This is a genomic window from Corynebacterium nuruki S6-4 (genome assembly GCF_007970465.1).
Taxonomy (GTDB): domain Bacteria; phylum Actinomycetota; class Actinomycetes; order Mycobacteriales; family Mycobacteriaceae; genus Corynebacterium; species Corynebacterium nuruki.
Genome location: NZ_CP042429.1, coordinates 1,964,571 through 1,981,001 on the forward strand (window position 1 = coordinate 1,964,571; position 16,431 = coordinate 1,981,001).

Genomic DNA, 16,431 nt, shown 5'->3' on the forward strand with positions numbered 1-16,431 from the left:
GCTAGTGTCGTCAGTGTGCCGCAGTCCCAGTCCCCACCTGCCCGAGGTCGCATCCTCGACGCCGCCGTGACCTATGTCTCCGAACACCCCGGCGAGGACATGCCGCTGCGGGCGGTCTGTAGCGCGGCGGGGGTCCAGCTGCCGACGCTGTACCACTATTTCGGCAGTAAACGGGGGCTGCTCGACGAGGTCGAGAAGATCGGTTTCCAACGCTTCATGGCGGCCAAGCGGCAAGTCCAGACCTCGGGGAACTTCCTCACCGACATGCAGCGCGGGTGGGACCGGCACATCGAGTTCGCGATGGAGAATCCGGGGCTGTACCTGCTGATGTACGGACAGCTCCAGCCGGGGTCGATCAATGCGGGCCGTCGTGAGCCGGAGGAGTACACCCTGGGACAGTGCCGGAAGGCCGGGCAGGAGGGCATCCTCGTCGTCTCCCCGGAGCTCGCCGCGGCGCACATCATGTGCACCTGCATCGGCGCCGCCCTGCGTTTCATCGTCTACGGGGAGGTCGATGCCGTCCTGTCCCGGGAGATCCTGGACGCCACCCTCGACACGGTCACCGGGAGTGACCACCGGGCGGAGTCCCCACGGGTCACCACGGCGGCCCGGGAGCTGCTCCTCGCCCTCGCCGAGGAGGACGTGGATCTCGCCGGCCCGGAGCTCAACCTGCTGCAGCACTGGCTGCAGCGGATGTGACGGCAGCGGCGCCGCGCCGGTGGCGGGGCTGACAGCGCCGCCACCATGCTCCCCCGCTCCGGGGAGACTCCATTTCACTAATAAAATCCCTGCTGCCCTGGGCCTATTGTCGGGACGATATCCCCATTTCGTCGGCGGCAAGGAGCAGTCATGACCCCCGTCCCTCCGGTCCGCGGACGCCTCCGGAGGCCGCTCTCCCGCCGCCGGTTCTTCACCGCCACCGCAGGGGTCGCCGTCCTCGCCGCCACGACCGCCACGACCGCCTGCAGCAGGACCTCCGGGTCCTCCGCCGACGGCACAACCCCCGGCACCACCGGTCCGACCGGGACACCTGACACGGCCGCGGCGTCCGACCAGCTCCCGGACACCGCCCCCGCCTATCCGCCGGACCCGATGGACCGGATCAACGCTCTCGAGGGTGCCGTCCCCAACCAGTGGGGCACGGACATCCCCGGGATCACCGCCACCGTGGGCACGGTCCCGGGGGTCCGCACCCTCGCCCTCACCTTCGACGCCTGCGGCGGTCCCGGCGGGTCCGACGTCGACCACGCCCTGCTCGACCTGCTCCGCGAGAAGGCCGTGCCGGCCACGCTCTTCCTCAACTCGCGGTGGATCACCGCCAACCCGGAGATGGCCCACGACCTCGCCGCCGACCCGCTGTTCCGGGTGGAGAACCACGGCACCCGGCACTGTCCGTTGAGCGTCACCGGCCGGTCCGCCTACGACATCCCCGGCACCACCGACGTCCACGACGTGTACGCGGAGGTGACCGGGAACCGCGATCTCATGCGCACCGAACTGGCCACCGATCCGGGCTGGTTCCGGTGCGGCACCGCCTTCTACGACGATGTCGCCCTCACGGCGGCGTCCTACCTCGGCGTCCGGATCGCCGGTTTCACGACCAACCTCGATGCCGGCGCCACCTTCACCCCCGACCAGGTCGCACAGCAGTTCGCGACCGCCCCTGACGGGGCGATCTGCATCGGCCACACCAACCAGCCCGGCGGCGGGACAGCAGCCGGGCTCCGCACCGCGCTCGAGGCCACCGACCTCAGCACCGTGCGGTTCGTCCAGCTGCCCTGATCCGATGGTCCACCACTCACACACCCTCCGCGTCCTCCCCTGAATCCCAAGGAACGCCATGAACCTCCACAGCCCCACCCGCGTCACCACTCTCGCCACCGCGCTCTCCACCGCGGCACTCGGCATCGCCGCGTCCGTGGCCACCGCCGGGAACGCCGGTGCCGCCACCCCGGTCGGCGATGCCGTCGTCTTCGGGGACTCGTACTACTCGTCCCCGGCCTCCGCCGACCGGACCGGGGACTGCGGACAGTCCGACCAGAACTGGCCGCGGCTCGCTGCCGCGGACACCGGTTCCCGTGTCGACGACTGGAGCTGCAGCGGCGCCACCTCCGGGTCCATGCTGGACCGTATCGACGCCGCAGCCGCCGCCGGAGCACTGTCCCCCACGACCTCCTCGGTCTTCATCTCCGTGGGCGGCAACGACTTCAGCCATCAGGACGCCGTGCGGGGCAACCCGGTCCCCGACCTCGACGCACGTCGGGCCACGGTACTGGGCAACGTCGGCGCCGCGGTGGCGAAGATCCGCGCCGCCGCACCGGTGACCCGCATCATCTTCTCCAGCTACCTGCCGGCTACCGACGGACCGACGTACTGCCCGCAGGGCACGGCCGGCCCGGCGCAGTCGGACCCCGGCCTCGACTCGACCGAGGCCTATATCAGCGACACAATGGCATTGGCGGCCGGTTCCACCGGCAGCGAGTTCGTCGATGTCCGCGGAGCGGCGAAAGCGCAGGGCAACTCGACCTGCAGCCCGGTCGGGCAGCGGTTCGTCACCGGTTTCAGTGACGGCGGCGCCGACCACCTCTTCGACTGGCACCCGACACAGGCCGGCAACCGCTTCATGGCGGACCAGCTGGAGCCGCGGATCACCGCCCTGCCGTTCTAGGACCGGCACTTGGCTCCCGACCACAGCACCCACGACCAGGAGGACCGAGACATGGCCCCGACCACTCCGACGACTGCACAGACGACCCGCCCCCGCACCCGACGCCACCCGCTCCGTCGCCCGCTGCGTCGCCTGGGATCCACGCTGGCGGGTGCCGTGCTCGCCTCATCGGTGCTCGTGGCCTGCAGCGACAACGACGACGACAGCTCCGCGGCCGACACCAGCGTGAACAGCACCAATGACGCCTCCGAAGGCATCCTCGCCGGTGGTAACCAGGGTAACGGGGAGATCGTCCAGGCCATCGACATCCAGTCGAGCGTCCCCGGTGAGAACCTCGGCGACCGGTTCGTCGAGCGGATCCACTACCCGGTCCGGAACGGGGTGGCGGACCCGACGCAGAACTGGGCGGACTTCTACCTCCCGGAGGGCCACCACGATGTCGATACCGTGCCCCTGGTGATCTTCATCCACGGTGGCGCCTGGCACGGCGGGGCGTCCAACGTCCGGCCGATCGTCCAGAAACTCGCGGAACGGGGCATGGCCGTCCTCAACGTCGAGTACCGCGACATCAGTAACGGGGGCGGCTACCCGGAGACCTTCTCCGATGTCGCGGACGCCCTCGACTACGTCCCCGCCCTCGACCAGCGTCACCCGGAGATCACCACGGACGACGAGACCGTCGTCGGGCACAGTGCCGGCGCCCAGCTCGCCGCCTGGGCCGGCACCCGCGGTGACCTCGACGAGCACCAGATCGGGGCGAACCCGAAGTTCACCCCGTCCCGGGTGGTCTCCCTCGCCGGTCCGCTGGACCTCGTCTGGGCCGCCGAGAACGGCGACCACAACATCGTCACCGCCATGCGGGGCACCCCGGAGGAGGTTCCGGACAAGTACAACAACGTCGACCCGATCCAGAACATCAGCCGGAAGGTCCCGGTCGTCGCGATGCACGGGCTCAACGACAACCTCGTGCCGAAGGACAACTCCGAGCACTACGTGGACGCCGTCACCCGGGCCGGCGGCCACGCCAAACTGGTGCTCATGGAGGGTGAGGACCATGTCTCCTTCCTGCAGGAGAGTTCCCCCCACTTCGAGCAGATCCTCGACGTCATCCACAAGGTGACGACCCACCCGCGGGAGACCCTGCGCGACAGGCTCGACGGCGCGACGGTCGACCTCGCCGAAGGTCTCCGGCACCACTGAGCGGTACCGGGCAGCACCGGGCGGCACTGAGCCGTTCCAGGCCGGCTCAGGCCGGTCAGTACACGACGACGGTCTCGCCGATACCGAGGGTGTCGAAGTAGTGGGCGGCGACATCCTCGGGAAGGTGGACGCACCCGTGGGACTCCTCATTGACGTCACCACCGTGCAGGGCGTGGCCGTTGCCCGTGAAGTACACCGAGTTCGGCATGGCGTCCCCGTCGAACACGTAGCTGACCTCGTCCTTCACCTTGCGCACCGTGTGGAAGGTCCCGCGGGGCGTGTCCTCGCCGGGGCGTCCGGAACTGATCGGCACCGGCCCGAGGGTCACCGCCCCGTCCTGCTGCAGCCAGCTGCGTCGGCCGTCGATGTCGACGCACACGGCGGCCTCCGCCGGGCACGGCGTGGTGGCGGGATCGAAGACCGGGGGTTCCGGCGGTGCCGGCACGTGTGTATCGTCTGCACCGTCTGTGCCGTGTGTGCCTTCGGCCACGACGGCCCCGACCGGGCCCGGCGCGCCGGTCGCCGCGCCCGGCGAACCGGTCGGGTCGCCGCTCTCCGTCTGTTCCCCCGATCCACCGCACGCGGCCGTGAACAACGCGGCACCCAGGGCCACCCCCAGACCGCCGAGGCGGGCCGCCTGACCCCGGGATTTCCGTACCGTTCGCCGTATCATCGCCAACTCCTGCATTCTCTCCGTGGACATCAGACCGGCCGCAAAATATAACAGCCGCCATTCCGGCATGTATCAGAAATACATTGTGCGCACGACCGTACGCACCCTGCGCCACCCGGGAAAGCCCCGGCACCGTTGACCGTCGGCGCAACCCCTGCCCGGAGGGGGAAGTGCTTCACTATTGGCCGCTGACTGTCACCCCGTTTCCCACGGCATTATTCTCGGACAACGCACCTGCCCGGCCATCAGAAAGCGCACCACCGTGAGTACCACTGCCGTCCTTTCCGCGACACCCCCTTGCGGGACTTTCCGGAATGAGCCGCGGCAGGTCCTCGGATGAGAGGGCCCGGGAACCGGAGAGGAATCCGGAGGGCGACAAGATTCACGATCGCCGCCGTCGCCGCGGCAGCAGTCGGCGGCGGCGCCCTCGTGTACGCCGGGGAGTACCGGAACGGCGCGGACGCCGGAAACGACGTGAACGCCGCTGATGCCGAAGCACCCGCGACCACCTCCGCACCGGTCCCGGCACCCGAGCCCCTCCCCGCACCGCCGGACTGGGACTACAGCACCGTCATCGGCTACACCGGTGACGACACCGAGATGCACCTCACCTTCGACGACGGCCCGGGGAAGGACACCCCCGCCATCCTCGACATCCTCGACCGCTACAACGTCAAGGCCACCTTCTGCATGACCGGCAGGCAGACCGACGAGGAGCCGGACATCGGCCGGCAGGTGCTCGCCCGCGGTCATCTACTGTGCAACCACTCGTACTCCCACCTCCCGTCGATCAACCGGGGGAACGCCGCCGGCATCACCGCGGAGATCAACAAGGCGAACGATGCCTTCGCCCGCCAGTACGGCGCCCCGCAGCCCACCTACTACCGGGCGCCGGAAGGGGTGTTCAACGGTCAGGTCCCCACTGCCCTGGCCGGACTGAAGATGCGGGCACTGGGCTGGGCCGTCGACAGCCGGGACTGGACGAAGCCCGGGGTGGACACCATCGTCAACAACGTCCTGTCCCAGGTCGGCCCCGGGAAGATCGTGCTGATGCACGACGCCGGCGGCACCGACCGCGCCCAGACCGTCGCCGCACTCCCCCGCATCATCGAGGGAATCCGGGCAGCCGGCTACCGGCTGACGACGCCGCGCTGACCTCCCCGCCCCCACGGTGGATCACCCCCTCACCCCCTCCCGGAACCGCCGCCGGGAGCGCCCCGACCGCATAGACTCAGGAGCCATGCCGCTCCACCTCCCCTTCCGCCAGACAGGCCGGACAGCTGCCGCCCCCCACACCGTCGCCTTCGACACCGGCGGATCACACCTCTCCGCCGACCGCCGTCGGATCGACCTCGACGCACTTACCGCGGCGTCCGACCGGGGCGCCCCGGAGCATGTCGACCTCGTCGTCATCGGCGCCGGGGTGACCGGCACCGGGGTCGCGCTCGACGCCACCACCCGCGGCCTCGACGTCCTGCTCGTCGACGCCCACGACCTCGCCTTCGGCACCTCCCGCTGGTCCTCGAAGCTCGCCCACGGCGGCCTGCGCTACCTCGCGACCGGCGACGTCGGCATCGCGCGACGCTCCGCGAAGGAACGCGGAATCCTCATGGAGACCTCCGCCCCGCACCTGGTCCACGCGGTACCGCAGGTCGTCCCGGTGCAGGACCGCTACAGCCTGGCCAACCGGATCCTGCCCCGGCTGGGGTTCTTCGCCGGTGACCTGCTGCGCGTCGCCGCCGGCACCTCCTCCACCACGCTGCCCTGGTCCCGCACCGTGTCGCCGAAGACCGTGCGGCGGCTGTGCCCCGCGGTCGAGACCGACGACCTCCGGTTCGGCTACGTCAACTATGACGGCCAGCTCATCGACGATGCACGTCTGGTCACCGACCTCGCCCGCACCGCCGCGGGCTACGGCGCCCGCGTCCTGACCCACACCCGCGCGGTCGAGGCCCACGGGGACCGTGTCGTCCTGCAGGACGGCCTGGGGACCGGTTCGCCGTTCACGGTCACCGCCGGTGCGGTGGTCAACGCGACCGGGGTGTGGGCCGGGGACCTCGATCCGCAGGTCACGGTGCGGCCCTCCCGCGGCACACATCTGGTCGTGGACGCCGCGGTGGTCGGCGACCCCGACGGCGCCCTGACCGTGCCGGTGCCCGGTCACACCAACCGGTTCTGTTTCATCCTCCCCGAGCAGCTTGGCCGCTGCTACGTCGGCATCACCGACGAGGAACCGGACTCCGACGACATCCCCGACGTGCCCGAGGTCCCGGACGCGGACGTCGACTGGATCCTCGGCGTGGTCAACCAGGCGCTGCACACCGACCTCACCACCGGTGACGTGATCGGGGCCTATGCGGGGCTGCGTCCGCTCGTGGAGTTCGCCGGGGACGCCGGGGCCGGCGGATCCACCGCCGACCTGTCCCGCGAACACGTCATCCTCACCGGCACCGGGCAGGACGCCCGGCTGGTCACCGTCACCGGCGGGAAGCTCACCGAATACCGGCTGATGGCCGAGCAGACCGTCGACGTGGTCGCCGGGCTGCTGCGTGAGGACGGGGAGGCACCGGGGCCGTGCGTCACCGACCGGCTGCCGTTGGTCGGTGCACCCGACTCCGGACCGTGCCGGGACATGCAGGCCACGGAGCTGATCGGCCTGCCGACCTCCCTCATCGACCGGTTCGGGTGGGAGGCGCCGCAGGTCGTGGCGGACTGCATCGTCGACCGGCCGCTGGATCCGGTGGGGTTCGTCGGCGACGGGGGCGGACGACGCCCGGTCGACACGGTCCGAGCCGAGTTCAGCTGGCACGTGACCCGCGAGGGGGCGGTGACGGTGGACGACCTGCTGGACCGGCGGTCCCGGATCGGGCTGGTCGAGACCGACCGGGCGGCGTGTGAGGAGACCGCCCGCGAGGTGCTGCGCGCGGCCGGACTGCCGGCCTGATCCACCGGCCCGCGGCAGCGCATCTGTCCCGGCGGCAGGCCAGGCAGGCCGGGAGCACCGGCGGCTACATGAGTTTCAGGTCGCCGGCGGCCGTGCGGGCGTCGTCGGCGTCCGCGAAGCCCATGATCTCGACGGACAGGCCGCTGTCCGAGTCGATGTAGAACAGCGTCTGATCGCCGTAGCTCTCGACGTCGGACGCCCCGACGGTCACCGGTCCCTTGTGGGTGAACACCTTGCCGGTCGCCCCGGACTCCTCACCTGCGAGCACACTGTTGAGGTAGTCGACCCGGCTGTTGCTGGTGAGGATGTCGACCTGGTGCTCGGTCTCGTCGCCCTCCCACATCGAGCAGGTCGATCCGTCGACGGAGTCCGGTCCACTCGTGTCGTCGACGTAGTTGACCTTGAACGATGTCAGGGTGCAGTCGCCGAGAAAGTCATTGAGGGAGGCGGGGACCAGGTTCTTCCACTGCGAGTCGAGACTCTGGTCACCGGCTGCGTCGCTGCCCGAGGAGCTCGAGCCGCTGCCGTACCCGTAATCGTCATAGCTGCTGGTCGACGGCGCACTGTCGCTGAGACGGCTGCCCGAGTTGTTGTCCCGTGCGGTCGTGTCCTTGTCATCGTCACCGCCGTTGCGCAGCACGGCGACGAGGATGCCGGCAATGACGATGATGACCACCGCCACCCCGGCGATGAGTGCGATCGCCTTCCCGCTGCCGCCGGACTTCCCGGGACCACCAGGACCACCCGGGCCACCGGGGCCACCGGGGCCACCGGGGCCACCGGGCTGACCGTACTGGTTCTGGCCGTAGGCGGGTGCGCCGTACGGCTGCTGGCCGGGCTGGGGTTGGCCGTAAGGCTGCTGCCCCGGCTGCTGCCCGAACTGCGGTTGCTGCTGGCCCGGTGCCCCCTGCTGACCTGCACCGTAGGGGTTCGCCGACTCATTCCCGGGGCTGTACTGGGCCCCGTACTGGGGTCCGTTCGGGGCTCCGTACGGAGACCCGTTCCCGGGCCCGTACTGGGGATCGCCGCCACCGCCCTGCGGTTGCGACCATCGTCCGTTGTCGTCCGGGTTGTTCTGGTCAGGTTCGCTCATCACGGGGCTCCGTTTCTCCGTCGTGTTCTACGTCACAACAAAAGAGTAGCGGAGGTGCGTCCCCCTCCACAGTGCCCCCACCAGGTGATCTGCGTTAACCCCGCTGCCCTCCCCGCAGATCCCCGGCCTTCTCCCCCGTCATCCCCGGTCACAGCCCCCGGGTGCCGCGGACTTCAGAGGAGCAGGACCAGTGCCGTGGCCGCCGCGACGACCACCAGCACTCCGCCCACGACGATCAGCCCTGCCCTGTTACCGGTGTTCTGCGTGCCGTTGGTGGTGGACATGGTGTGGCTCCTTCCGTCCGCCGCGAGGGGAAATCTTCCCGTCAGCTCTCAGCTTAGGCGTACGGTGGGCCCGCTGCCGCCCCTGCGGGCATACTGGACGCCATGGACCTGTCTTCCCTCCCCCGTCCGGGGTCCAGCCCCACCGGATCCCGGACCACCACCTGGCCGGCTGTGACGGGAGCCGGACCCGAACACTCCCGGAACTACATCGCACGGTGGGAGAACCTCGAGGCAGAGGGCCGGGACATCGTCGGCGAGGCCCGCCTCGTCGACGCTCTCGCCCCCCGCTCCGCCCGGATTCTCGACGCCGGTGCCGGCACCGGCCGCATCGCAGCCTGGCTCGCCGCCCGCGGCCACCAGGTCACCGCCGTCGACATCGACCCCGCCCTCGTCGGATACGCCCGGGAGCGGTACGCCGACGTCCCCGTCGACTGGCACGTCGGTGACCTCGCCGTCGACAGCGGTGACCTCGGCGTCCCCGCCGGACCGTTCGACGTCATCGTCTCCGCCGGCAACGTCCTCGCCTTCATCCCGGACGCCGCCCACCGCACCGCCCTCGGCGTCCTCGCCTCACGGCTCGCCCCGGACGGCCGGCTCGTCGTCGGCTTCGGCCTGAACCGTGGCCGCAGTGCGGAGTCCTTCCTCGCGGACGCCGCGGCCGCCGGCCTCACCGCCGACCAGACGTACAGCTCGTGGGATCTGCGGCCGTTCACGGCGTCCGACGGTTTCCTCGTCGCCGTCCTCTCCCCCGACCCCGGTACACAGGAGGTGCACCATGACTGACACCGGAATCGCGCGCGTCGTCTTCCGCCACAACCCGGCCAGCGACCCGCAGTGGACCTACTACGGCATCAACGCCCCACTCGCCGGATCCGCGCAGAAACTCTCCGAGGCGAAGTTCTCCGCCACACGTGACCTGCAGTTCCTCTCCGGGGAGGAGGAGCCGGCGATGCGCAGTTACGCCGAATGGGCGGTCGAGCAGGAACCGGCCCAGAACCTGGCCGCCGATCCCGGGTCGTTCGTGCATCCCGGCGTGCCGATCTACGTGCGCACCCTCCAGGACGAGGACACGAATCTCCGGTTGAAGCGGCAGAACCTCGCCCAGGCCTATCTGGAGAGCGTCCGCGAGGTGGCTGAGCTGCGCACCTCACTGCCGGCGCTGGTCGGCAGTGACGTGGAGTCCGGCGACGGTCCCGGGGAGGTCATCCTCGTCACCCTGTTCCCCCAGGATCTCCTCGGGGACGCCCTGCTCAATCTCACCGCCCTCGACACCGTCATCTTCTGCCTTCCGGAGGGTGCCTCCCTCGGATTCCTGCCGGTCAACGGCGCCGAGGTGTGGCCGGACAACGGCGGGCCGGGGCTGCTCGACCGGCTCGCACTCGACGAATTCGCGACGGTCCGGGATCTCATGGCCGCCAGCGACTGGGAGAACAACGGCCACCGGGACGACAGGGACGATGGCGACAGCGACGACGAGGACGACGAGGACGATGCCGGGGAGGACCGGGACTGACACGGAGACCGGAACGGAGACGGGGCCGGCAGCGACGCCGGGTGACAAACGGGACAGCAGGCGCGATACTTGTCCCCATGCATAATTCCCGCGCAACCTCCCGTACCCGCCGCGCCCTGGTCGCCGGCACCGCCGTCCTCGGCCTGACTCTCGCCGGGACCGGTGTCGCCTCCGCCACCGACCTGCCCGGTTCCTCGGTCGGCACCAAGGCCGACGAAGGGACTGACCCGGTGCAGTCGGTCGTCACCTCGCTGGAGAACTGGTACAACAACACCGACATCCTCGGCTCCCTCACCAGCATCGCCGGCTCCGCCCTGACCGGCGGTTCGACGGCCGGCTCCTGGATGTACCTGCTGCCGTCGACGGGCCACTAGACGCAGTCGCCGGGTGCATTGCCCGTAGGTGCACTGCCCGGGGGGTGCCGTGGCCGCCACGGCCGGAAGTGTTACCACCCCGCAGCGCTCTAATCCGGCATTTCCCCAGGTCGCGGAAAGTCTTACCCGGCTCAGCCGGTAACACTTCCGGCGGTGCCCCGCGGAACGAATCGACAGGTGGATTTCCCTGCGCTCAGGCGGCACCTCGGTTCGCGAACCCGGCATCCGCAGGATTCTACCGACCCCCGGGTTCTGAAAACCGACACCGACGGCGATGTGCGCGGCCTCCTCGGGGAACACCCCTAGTAGCCGTAGCCGCCGTAACCACCGCCGTAGCCGTAACCACCGCCGTAGCCGTAACCACCGCCGTAGCCGCCGCCCCACAGCGGGGCTCCGGTGTAGTCGTCGTAGCCGTCACCGTTGTTGTCGACCGGGCCCTGCGGCACCGCGGGGGCCTGCGGGGCTCCGGCTCCGCCGGTTCCGGCTGTGCCCTGGCCGCCCTGGCTGCCCTGGCTGCCCTGACCGGCGTCGGCGCCGTCGGGGGCCTCCGATGCGGGGGCGTCACCGTCGTCGGGCTTCTCCGGCTCCTCACCCGGCTTCGGGACGCGGTGGACGTCCTGCGGTGCCGGACCGGTCGCCCGGGAATCCTGCTCGGCCGAGCTGGCCGAGCCGGCCGACGATGTGGCGCCCGCCCTGCCACCGAGGTACATCTGCCGGGCGAGTTCCGGCGCCATGAGCTCCATCCACGTCGGGGTGAAGTGGTTGCCGTCCCGGTAGACCTGGACATTGCCGACCACGGCCGGGCAGGTCCCGTCCCGGCAGTACGCCGGACTCAGGTCGAGGTTGGTGATGTCGAGCCCACGGTAGGCCATGAGCGCCGGGTTCACCGGGGCCAGCTGCGACTGCGACGGGCCGCAGTCCGCGGGGTCGCCACCGTCGGCGAGGCAGAGCTGCGAGTTCGAGAGCACACCGTTGCTGTCCTGGGTCCACGCGTTGTCGCGCACCCCCCAGGTGTGGATGCCCGCCCTGGACAGTCGTCGGACCAGGTCGACGTAGCCGTCGGGAGACTGGTCGGGACCGTCACCCATCATGGTCGTCGGCCGGGTGCTGGTCATGAACACCCCGTCGGTCGGCGGGTTGTCGAGGATGTACTGTGCGGCACGCTTCTGCCACACCGAGCACTCCGGGTAGTCGGACCCGTCGAGGTGCGGCAGGTCCATGCCGACCACGCAGCCGAGCTTGAGCACGGGCACGACGGCGAAGCCGCGCTGCCGGCCGATGGCGTCCAGCGCCGGCAGGTAGTGCTCGGAGTGGGAGCCGCCGGCGAGGTACATCGTCCGGTCGGAGTCCACGTCGCCGTACCGGCAGGGTTCGTCGGACGCCCCGAGGTCGTGGGTGTGGATGATGTCCTCCTGCTCGAACTGGGCGACACAGCCGTCGAGGGTGGACTGGGGATTCATCGTCTTCTCGTCCCACACCGCCGGCGGCTGGAAGTTGACGCCGTCGGGGACCGGGGCACCCTCCAGGAAGGCGCGCGGCCCCGGGTACTCCGACGGGTCCAGTTCACTGACGGACAGGGCGCGGGCGTCCTGTTCGTTGCGGTGGGTGGCGTACGGCCCGAAAGCGATGACGCCGACGGTGGCGACGACCATCACGGCCGCGGCGACGAGGCGTCCGGTCGTGGCGGCGCGGCGGCCTTCCCGGGGACGCATCGCGGCGCGCAGGTAACCGGGGTCGGTGAGGACGCGGGAGCGCGGCGGCTTGGCCTTCTGCCGCAGCGGGGTCTCGATGAACCGCTCGGTCAACCACGCCAGCACCAGCGAGATGACAATGACCGCCACACCGACCACCGCACCCCGGGTGGTGCCGAGGCTGGCGGTGATGCCGGCGAGGCCGCCGTCGTTGCCCCGTCCGACGCGGGCGAGCCGGAAGGTGGCGAGGACCAGCAACGGCCAGTGCCACAGGTACAGGCTGTACGAAATCCGGCCCAACACCTGGAACGGACGGGTCCCCAACAACCGCGTCACACCCACCGGCTCCGACGCAGCCTCCGGATCCGCACCCGGATTACCCGCCACAATCACCAGCGCCGCACCGGCCAACGGCACCAACGTCCACGGCCCCGGGAACTGCGCCGCACCTTCCAGGAACACACCCGTCCCGACGATCAGCAGCACACCGGCCACCCCCAACGGCCACCGCAGCTTATCCAGCACCCCACCCAGCGGACGCCGCAGCAACCACAGACCGAACAGACCCCCCAACCCGATCTCCCAGAACCGGCTCACCGGCGAATAATAGTTCCACCCCTGGTCAGCACCGTGCAGGTACACCGCATAACCGAAGCTCGCCACCGTCGCCGCCACCAGCAGCCAGTGCAGCACACCCGCACCCAGCCGCTGCGCCATCCACGGCCACCGCCACCGCACCACCGCAGCCAGCACCGCGATCACCAGCAACGAACCCACATAGATCTGCAACTGCGCCGACATCGACCAGATGTGCTGGAACAGACTCACATCCCGGTTGATCGCCGCATAATCCTGCCCCGCCTGCGCCAGATGGATGTTCTGGTAGTAGAGGAGGGACGCCATGGCGTCCTTCCCGGTCTGGATCCACCGGGTCGGCGGATAGATGACCGTCGCCGCGATGACGATCACGGTCACGATCGTGATCAGGGCCGGGTAGAGCCGCCGGAAGATCCGCAGGAACGCCTGCACCACCGTCAGACCGTGCGGATTCAGCGCATTACGGATCTGCGGGCCGAAAAAGAAGATCCCGCCGACGAGCAGGAACACATCCACGCCCGACGACACCCGACCGACGAACACGTGGAAGATCACGACCAGCGCGATCGCCAGTCCACGCAACCCGTCAATGTCGGGCCGGTAGCCACCGCGGCGCCCCCCGCCGAGACGGGTGGACGTGCGGGGCGGGGTATGTGAAGCGTCTTGCATAGCGGGTCAACCTTACCGTTCCGGATCGTCGAAAACCGACTCAGGGGCAGAGCGTGCCGTATACCCCGTACGGGTCATAGCAGCCGTAGCTCCCGCCGTAACCGCTGTAGCCGCCGGAGCCACCGTACGGGTCGTAGGTCCCGTAGCCGGTGCCGGCGGCGCCGCCGGCGGATCCGGGCGAGGTGCCCTGCCCGGTGCTCTGCCCGGTGTCTGAAGCCTTCGGTACGCGGTACACGTCCTGCGGCGCCGGACCGGACCCCCGGGCGCCGGCCGGAGACTGGGCCGGATCCTTCGCCGGGTCCTGCGCCGGGTCCTTCACCGGGTTCTTCGTCGGCGCCTTCGCCGCCTGCCGCCGGGCCTGCGCCGCGGCCGCAGGGTCGAACATCTGCCGGGTCAGTTCCGGCGCCAGCAGGGTGGCGAACAGGTCACTGAAGTGCTGTCCGTCCCGGTAGACCAGGATGTTGCCGACCACGGCCGGGCAGCGGCCGTCGCGGCACAGGGCGGGGGTCATGTCGAGCAGGCTGACATCGAGTCCGGCGAGGGCGGCGGCCGCGGGGTTCACCGGTGCCAGGGCGTCCTGTTCGGAGGTGCCGCAGTCGCCGCCGTCGGCGGAGCCGCTGCCGGAGTCCTCACGGTCGGCGACGCACAGCCGGCCGTTGCCCTGGACCCCCGCGGACTCCATGTTCCATGGTGTGTCACGCACGCCCCAGGTGTGGATGCCGGCGTCGGAGAATTTCCGGACCATCGCCGTGTACTCGTCCGGTGTCTGGTCCGGACCGTCGCCGGCGATTGTCGTCGGCCGGGTGACGGTCATGAACACCCCGTCGGTCGGCGGGTTGTCGAAGATGAACTGCTGGGCCTTCCGGTCCCAGTCACGGCACTCCGGGTAGGCTTCCCCGTCGAGTTTCGGCAGCGGCATCCCCAGCACGCAGCCCATCTTCAGTACCGGGACAAGTCTGATGTGCTGCTGCTGCGCCACCAGGTCGAGGCCGGGGAGGTAGTGCTCGGAGTGGGAGCCGCCGGCGAGGTACATCGTCCGGTCGGAGTCCACGTCGCCGTAGACGCACGGTTCGTCCCCGTCGTTGAAGTCGTGCGTGGTGACCAGGTCGGTGTCCTCGAACCGGGCGTAGCAGCCGTCCGACTGCGTGGCGGGGAGCATGTGCTCCTCGTTCACCGGATCGGGCAGGACCGGCAGATCACCGGGGACGCCGGCGTTGTCGAGGAACGCCGCCGGTCCCGGGTATTCGCGGGGGTCCACACCCGCGGCATCGAGGGCGGCGAGCCGGGTATCGTCCCGGTGCTTCACGGTCGGGGCGAAGGACAGGACGCCGACGGTGGCGACGACGGCCACCACCGCGGCAAGGACGGCCCGGCCGTGTCCGGTGACCGCGCGGCGGATGTAGCGCGGGGCGAGCACGGTGGAGCGGGCGGGCCTGGTCTTCTGCCGCAGCGGGGTCTCGATGAACCGCTCGGTCAACCACGCCAGCACCAGGGACACGACGATGACCGCCACACCGACCACCGCACCGCGGCGGGGTCCGAGGGTGGCCGTGATGCCGGAGGTCCCGGCGGACCGGTTGGCGGCCGAGGTCGAGAACCAGAAGGTGACGAGGACCAGCAACGGCCAGTGCCACAGGTACAGGCTGTACGAAATCCGGCCCAGCACCTGGAACGGACGGGTCCCCAACAACCGCGTCACACCCACCGGCTCCGACGGCGCCTCCGGATCCGCACCCGGATTACCCGCCACAATCACCAGGGCAGCACCGGCCAGCGGCACCAGCGTCCAGGGTCCCGGGAACTGCGCGGCCCCCTCCAGGAACACACCCGTCCCGACGATCAGCAGCACACCGGCCACACCCAGCGGCCACCGCAACCTGTCCAGCACCCCACCCAGCGGACGCCGCAGCAACCACAGACCGAACAGACCCCCCAACCCGATCTCCCAGAACCGGCTCACCGGCGAATAATAGTTCCACCCCTGGTCAGCACCGTGCAGATACACCGCGTAGCCGAAGCTCGCCACCGTCGCCACCACCAGCAGCCAGTGCAGCACCCCCGCACCCAGCCGCTGCGCCATCCACGGCCACCGCCACCGCACCACCGCAGCCAGCACCGCGATCACCAGCAACGAGCCGACGTAGATCTGCAGCTGCGCCGACATCGACCAGATGTGCTGGAACAGGCTCACATCGCGGTTGATCGCCGCATAGTCCTGCCCCGCCTGCGCCAGGTGCAGGTTCTGCACGTACAGCAGCGAGGCGGCGGCGTCCTCCCCGGTCGCCGTCCACCGCACCCGGGAGTACACCACCAGGGAGGCCAGCAGGGTCACGGTGACGACCGTGACGAGCGCGGGGTAGAGCCGCCGGAAGATCCGCAGGAACGCCTGCACCACCGTCAGACCGTGCGGATTCAGCGCATTACGGATCTGCGGGCCGAAGAAGAAGATCCCGCCGACGAGCAGGAACACATCCACGCCCGACGACACCCGACCGACGAACACGTGGAAGATGACGACCAGGGCGATCGCCAGTCCACGCAACCCGTCAATGTCGGGCCGGTAGCCACCGCGGCGTCCCCCGCCGAGACGGGTGGACGCACTGGAAGCTAAAAGTGAAAGGCCTTGCATAACGCGTTCACCGTACCGGGGACGGTGGCGGCGGGCCGCATCATCCCCGTCGTGCGCGCGTCGTGTCCCCCCGCGACGGCGTCCCCCGGCGGCCGC

At 70.1% G+C, this 16,431-nt stretch carries 13 protein-coding genes; 9 read left to right on the forward strand and 4 right to left on the reverse strand.

The window, feature by feature from the left end; all coding sequences use genetic code 11:
• Positions 1 to 15 precede the first annotated feature (15 nt).
• The 4 genes from FSW06_RS08795 (at position 16) to FSW06_RS08810 (ending at position 3,868) form a co-directional block, all read left to right on the forward strand.
• Positions 16 to 699, forward strand: coding sequence for a TetR/AcrR family transcriptional regulator (locus tag FSW06_RS08795; protein ID WP_040430502.1), 684 nt, complete (start codon positions 16 to 18; stop codon positions 697 to 699).
• 150 nt (positions 700 to 849) lie between these two features.
• Complete coding sequence (locus FSW06_RS08800; protein ID WP_010121421.1) at positions 850 to 1,782, forward strand: polysaccharide deacetylase family protein; 933 nt, start codon at positions 850 to 852, stop codon at positions 1,780 to 1,782.
• A gap of 58 nt (positions 1,783 to 1,840) precedes the next feature.
• Positions 1,841 to 2,668, forward strand: a complete 828-nt coding sequence (locus FSW06_RS08805; protein ID WP_010121423.1) for a GDSL-type esterase/lipase family protein — start codon at positions 1,841 to 1,843, stop codon at positions 2,666 to 2,668.
• Positions 2,669 to 2,719: 51 nt separating this feature from the next.
• Entirely contained in the window at positions 2,720 to 3,868 is a 1,149-nt protein-coding gene (locus FSW06_RS08810) for an alpha/beta hydrolase family protein (RefSeq protein ID WP_010121425.1), read from the forward strand.
• A gap of 55 nt (positions 3,869 to 3,923) precedes the next feature.
• On the opposite strand, the gene FSW06_RS14530 is transcribed toward FSW06_RS08810, so the two are convergent.
• On the reverse strand, positions 3,924 to 4,313 hold the full coding sequence (locus FSW06_RS14530; RefSeq protein WP_158005224.1) for a L,D-transpeptidase: 390 nt from the start codon (positions 4,311 to 4,313) through the stop codon (positions 3,924 to 3,926).
• Positions 4,314 to 4,877: 564 nt separating this feature from the next.
• Here FSW06_RS14530 and FSW06_RS08820 point away from each other — a divergent pair.
• Together FSW06_RS08820 and FSW06_RS08825 are read left to right on the forward strand one after the other, a co-directional pair.
• Positions 4,878 to 5,696: a polysaccharide deacetylase family protein gene (locus FSW06_RS08820; RefSeq protein ID WP_083827080.1), complete on the forward strand. Its 819-nt coding sequence runs from the start codon at positions 4,878 to 4,880 to the stop codon at positions 5,694 to 5,696.
• Positions 5,697 to 5,781: 85 nt separating this feature from the next.
• Positions 5,782 to 7,485, forward strand: coding sequence for a glycerol-3-phosphate dehydrogenase/oxidase (locus FSW06_RS08825; RefSeq protein ID WP_010121431.1), 1,704 nt, complete (start codon positions 5,782 to 5,784; stop codon positions 7,483 to 7,485).
• 64 nt (positions 7,486 to 7,549) lie between these two features.
• On the opposite strand, the gene FSW06_RS14740 is transcribed toward FSW06_RS08825, so the two are convergent.
• Positions 7,550 to 8,578, reverse strand: a complete 1,029-nt coding sequence (locus FSW06_RS14740; RefSeq protein ID WP_010121433.1) for a hypothetical protein — start codon at positions 8,576 to 8,578, stop codon at positions 7,550 to 7,552.
• A 386-nt stretch (positions 8,579 to 8,964) separates the two neighbouring features.
• On the opposite strand from FSW06_RS14740, the gene FSW06_RS08835 reads away from it, so the two are divergent.
• The 3 genes from FSW06_RS08835 (at position 8,965) to FSW06_RS08845 (ending at position 10,749) form a co-directional block, all read left to right on the forward strand.
• On the forward strand, positions 8,965 to 9,645 hold the full coding sequence (locus tag FSW06_RS08835) for a class I SAM-dependent methyltransferase (RefSeq protein WP_010121434.1): 681 nt from the start codon (positions 8,965 to 8,967) through the stop codon (positions 9,643 to 9,645).
• Positions 9,638 to 10,375 (forward strand): hypothetical protein, encoded by a 738-nt coding sequence (locus FSW06_RS08840; RefSeq protein ID WP_010121435.1) that lies wholly within the window; start codon positions 9,638 to 9,640, stop codon positions 10,373 to 10,375. Before FSW06_RS08835 ends, FSW06_RS08840 begins: the two co-directional genes overlap by 8 nt.
• 77 nt (positions 10,376 to 10,452) lie before the next feature.
• Positions 10,453 to 10,749 carry a hypothetical protein gene (locus FSW06_RS08845; RefSeq protein ID WP_010121437.1) on the forward strand — a complete coding sequence of 99 codons (297 nt, stop codon included), beginning with the start codon at positions 10,453 to 10,455 and terminating at the stop codon, positions 10,747 to 10,749.
• A 302-nt stretch (positions 10,750 to 11,051) separates the two neighbouring features.
• On the opposite strand, the gene FSW06_RS08850 is transcribed toward FSW06_RS08845, so the two are convergent.
• Both FSW06_RS08850 and FSW06_RS08855 read right to left on the reverse strand, forming a co-directional pair.
• Positions 11,052 to 13,706: an acyltransferase family protein gene (locus FSW06_RS08850; protein WP_139024533.1), complete on the reverse strand. Its 2,655-nt coding sequence runs from the start codon at positions 13,704 to 13,706 to the stop codon at positions 11,052 to 11,054.
• Positions 13,707 to 13,746: 40 nt separating this feature from the next.
• Entirely contained in the window at positions 13,747 to 16,335 is a 2,589-nt protein-coding gene (locus tag FSW06_RS08855; protein ID WP_139024534.1) for an acyltransferase family protein, read from the reverse strand.
• Between the last annotated feature and the right edge of the window lie 96 nt (positions 16,336 to 16,431).

What these genes read in the sequence shown, in the direction of transcription:
- FSW06_RS08820 (WP_083827080.1), top strand. Translation starts at nt 4,878, where the DNA reads ATGAGAGGGCCCGGGAACCGGAGAGGAATCCGGAGGGCGACAAGATTC.
- FSW06_RS08855 (WP_139024534.1), bottom strand. Translation starts at nt 16,335, where the DNA reads ATGCAAGGCCTTTCACTTTTAGCTTCCAGTGCGTCCACCCGTCTCGGC.
- FSW06_RS08850 (WP_139024533.1), bottom strand. Translation starts at nt 13,706, where the DNA reads ATGCAAGACGCTTCACATACCCCGCCCCGCACGTCCACCCGTCTCGGC.
- FSW06_RS08810 (WP_010121425.1), top strand. Translation starts at nt 2,720, where the DNA reads ATGGCCCCGACCACTCCGACGACTGCACAGACGACCCGCCCCCGCACC.
- FSW06_RS08825 (WP_010121431.1), top strand. Translation starts at nt 5,782, where the DNA reads ATGCCGCTCCACCTCCCCTTCCGCCAGACAGGCCGGACAGCTGCCGCC.
- FSW06_RS08805 (WP_010121423.1), top strand. Translation starts at nt 1,841, where the DNA reads ATGAACCTCCACAGCCCCACCCGCGTCACCACTCTCGCCACCGCGCTC.
- FSW06_RS14740 (WP_010121433.1), bottom strand. Translation starts at nt 8,578, where the DNA reads ATGAGCGAACCTGACCAGAACAACCCGGACGACAACGGACGATGGTCG.
- FSW06_RS08835 (WP_010121434.1), top strand. Translation starts at nt 8,965, where the DNA reads ATGGACCTGTCTTCCCTCCCCCGTCCGGGGTCCAGCCCCACCGGATCC.
- FSW06_RS08845 (WP_010121437.1), top strand. Translation starts at nt 10,453, where the DNA reads ATGCATAATTCCCGCGCAACCTCCCGTACCCGCCGCGCCCTGGTCGCC.
- FSW06_RS08800 (WP_010121421.1), top strand. Translation starts at nt 850, where the DNA reads ATGACCCCCGTCCCTCCGGTCCGCGGACGCCTCCGGAGGCCGCTCTCC.
- FSW06_RS08840 (WP_010121435.1), top strand. Translation starts at nt 9,638, where the DNA reads ATGACTGACACCGGAATCGCGCGCGTCGTCTTCCGCCACAACCCGGCC.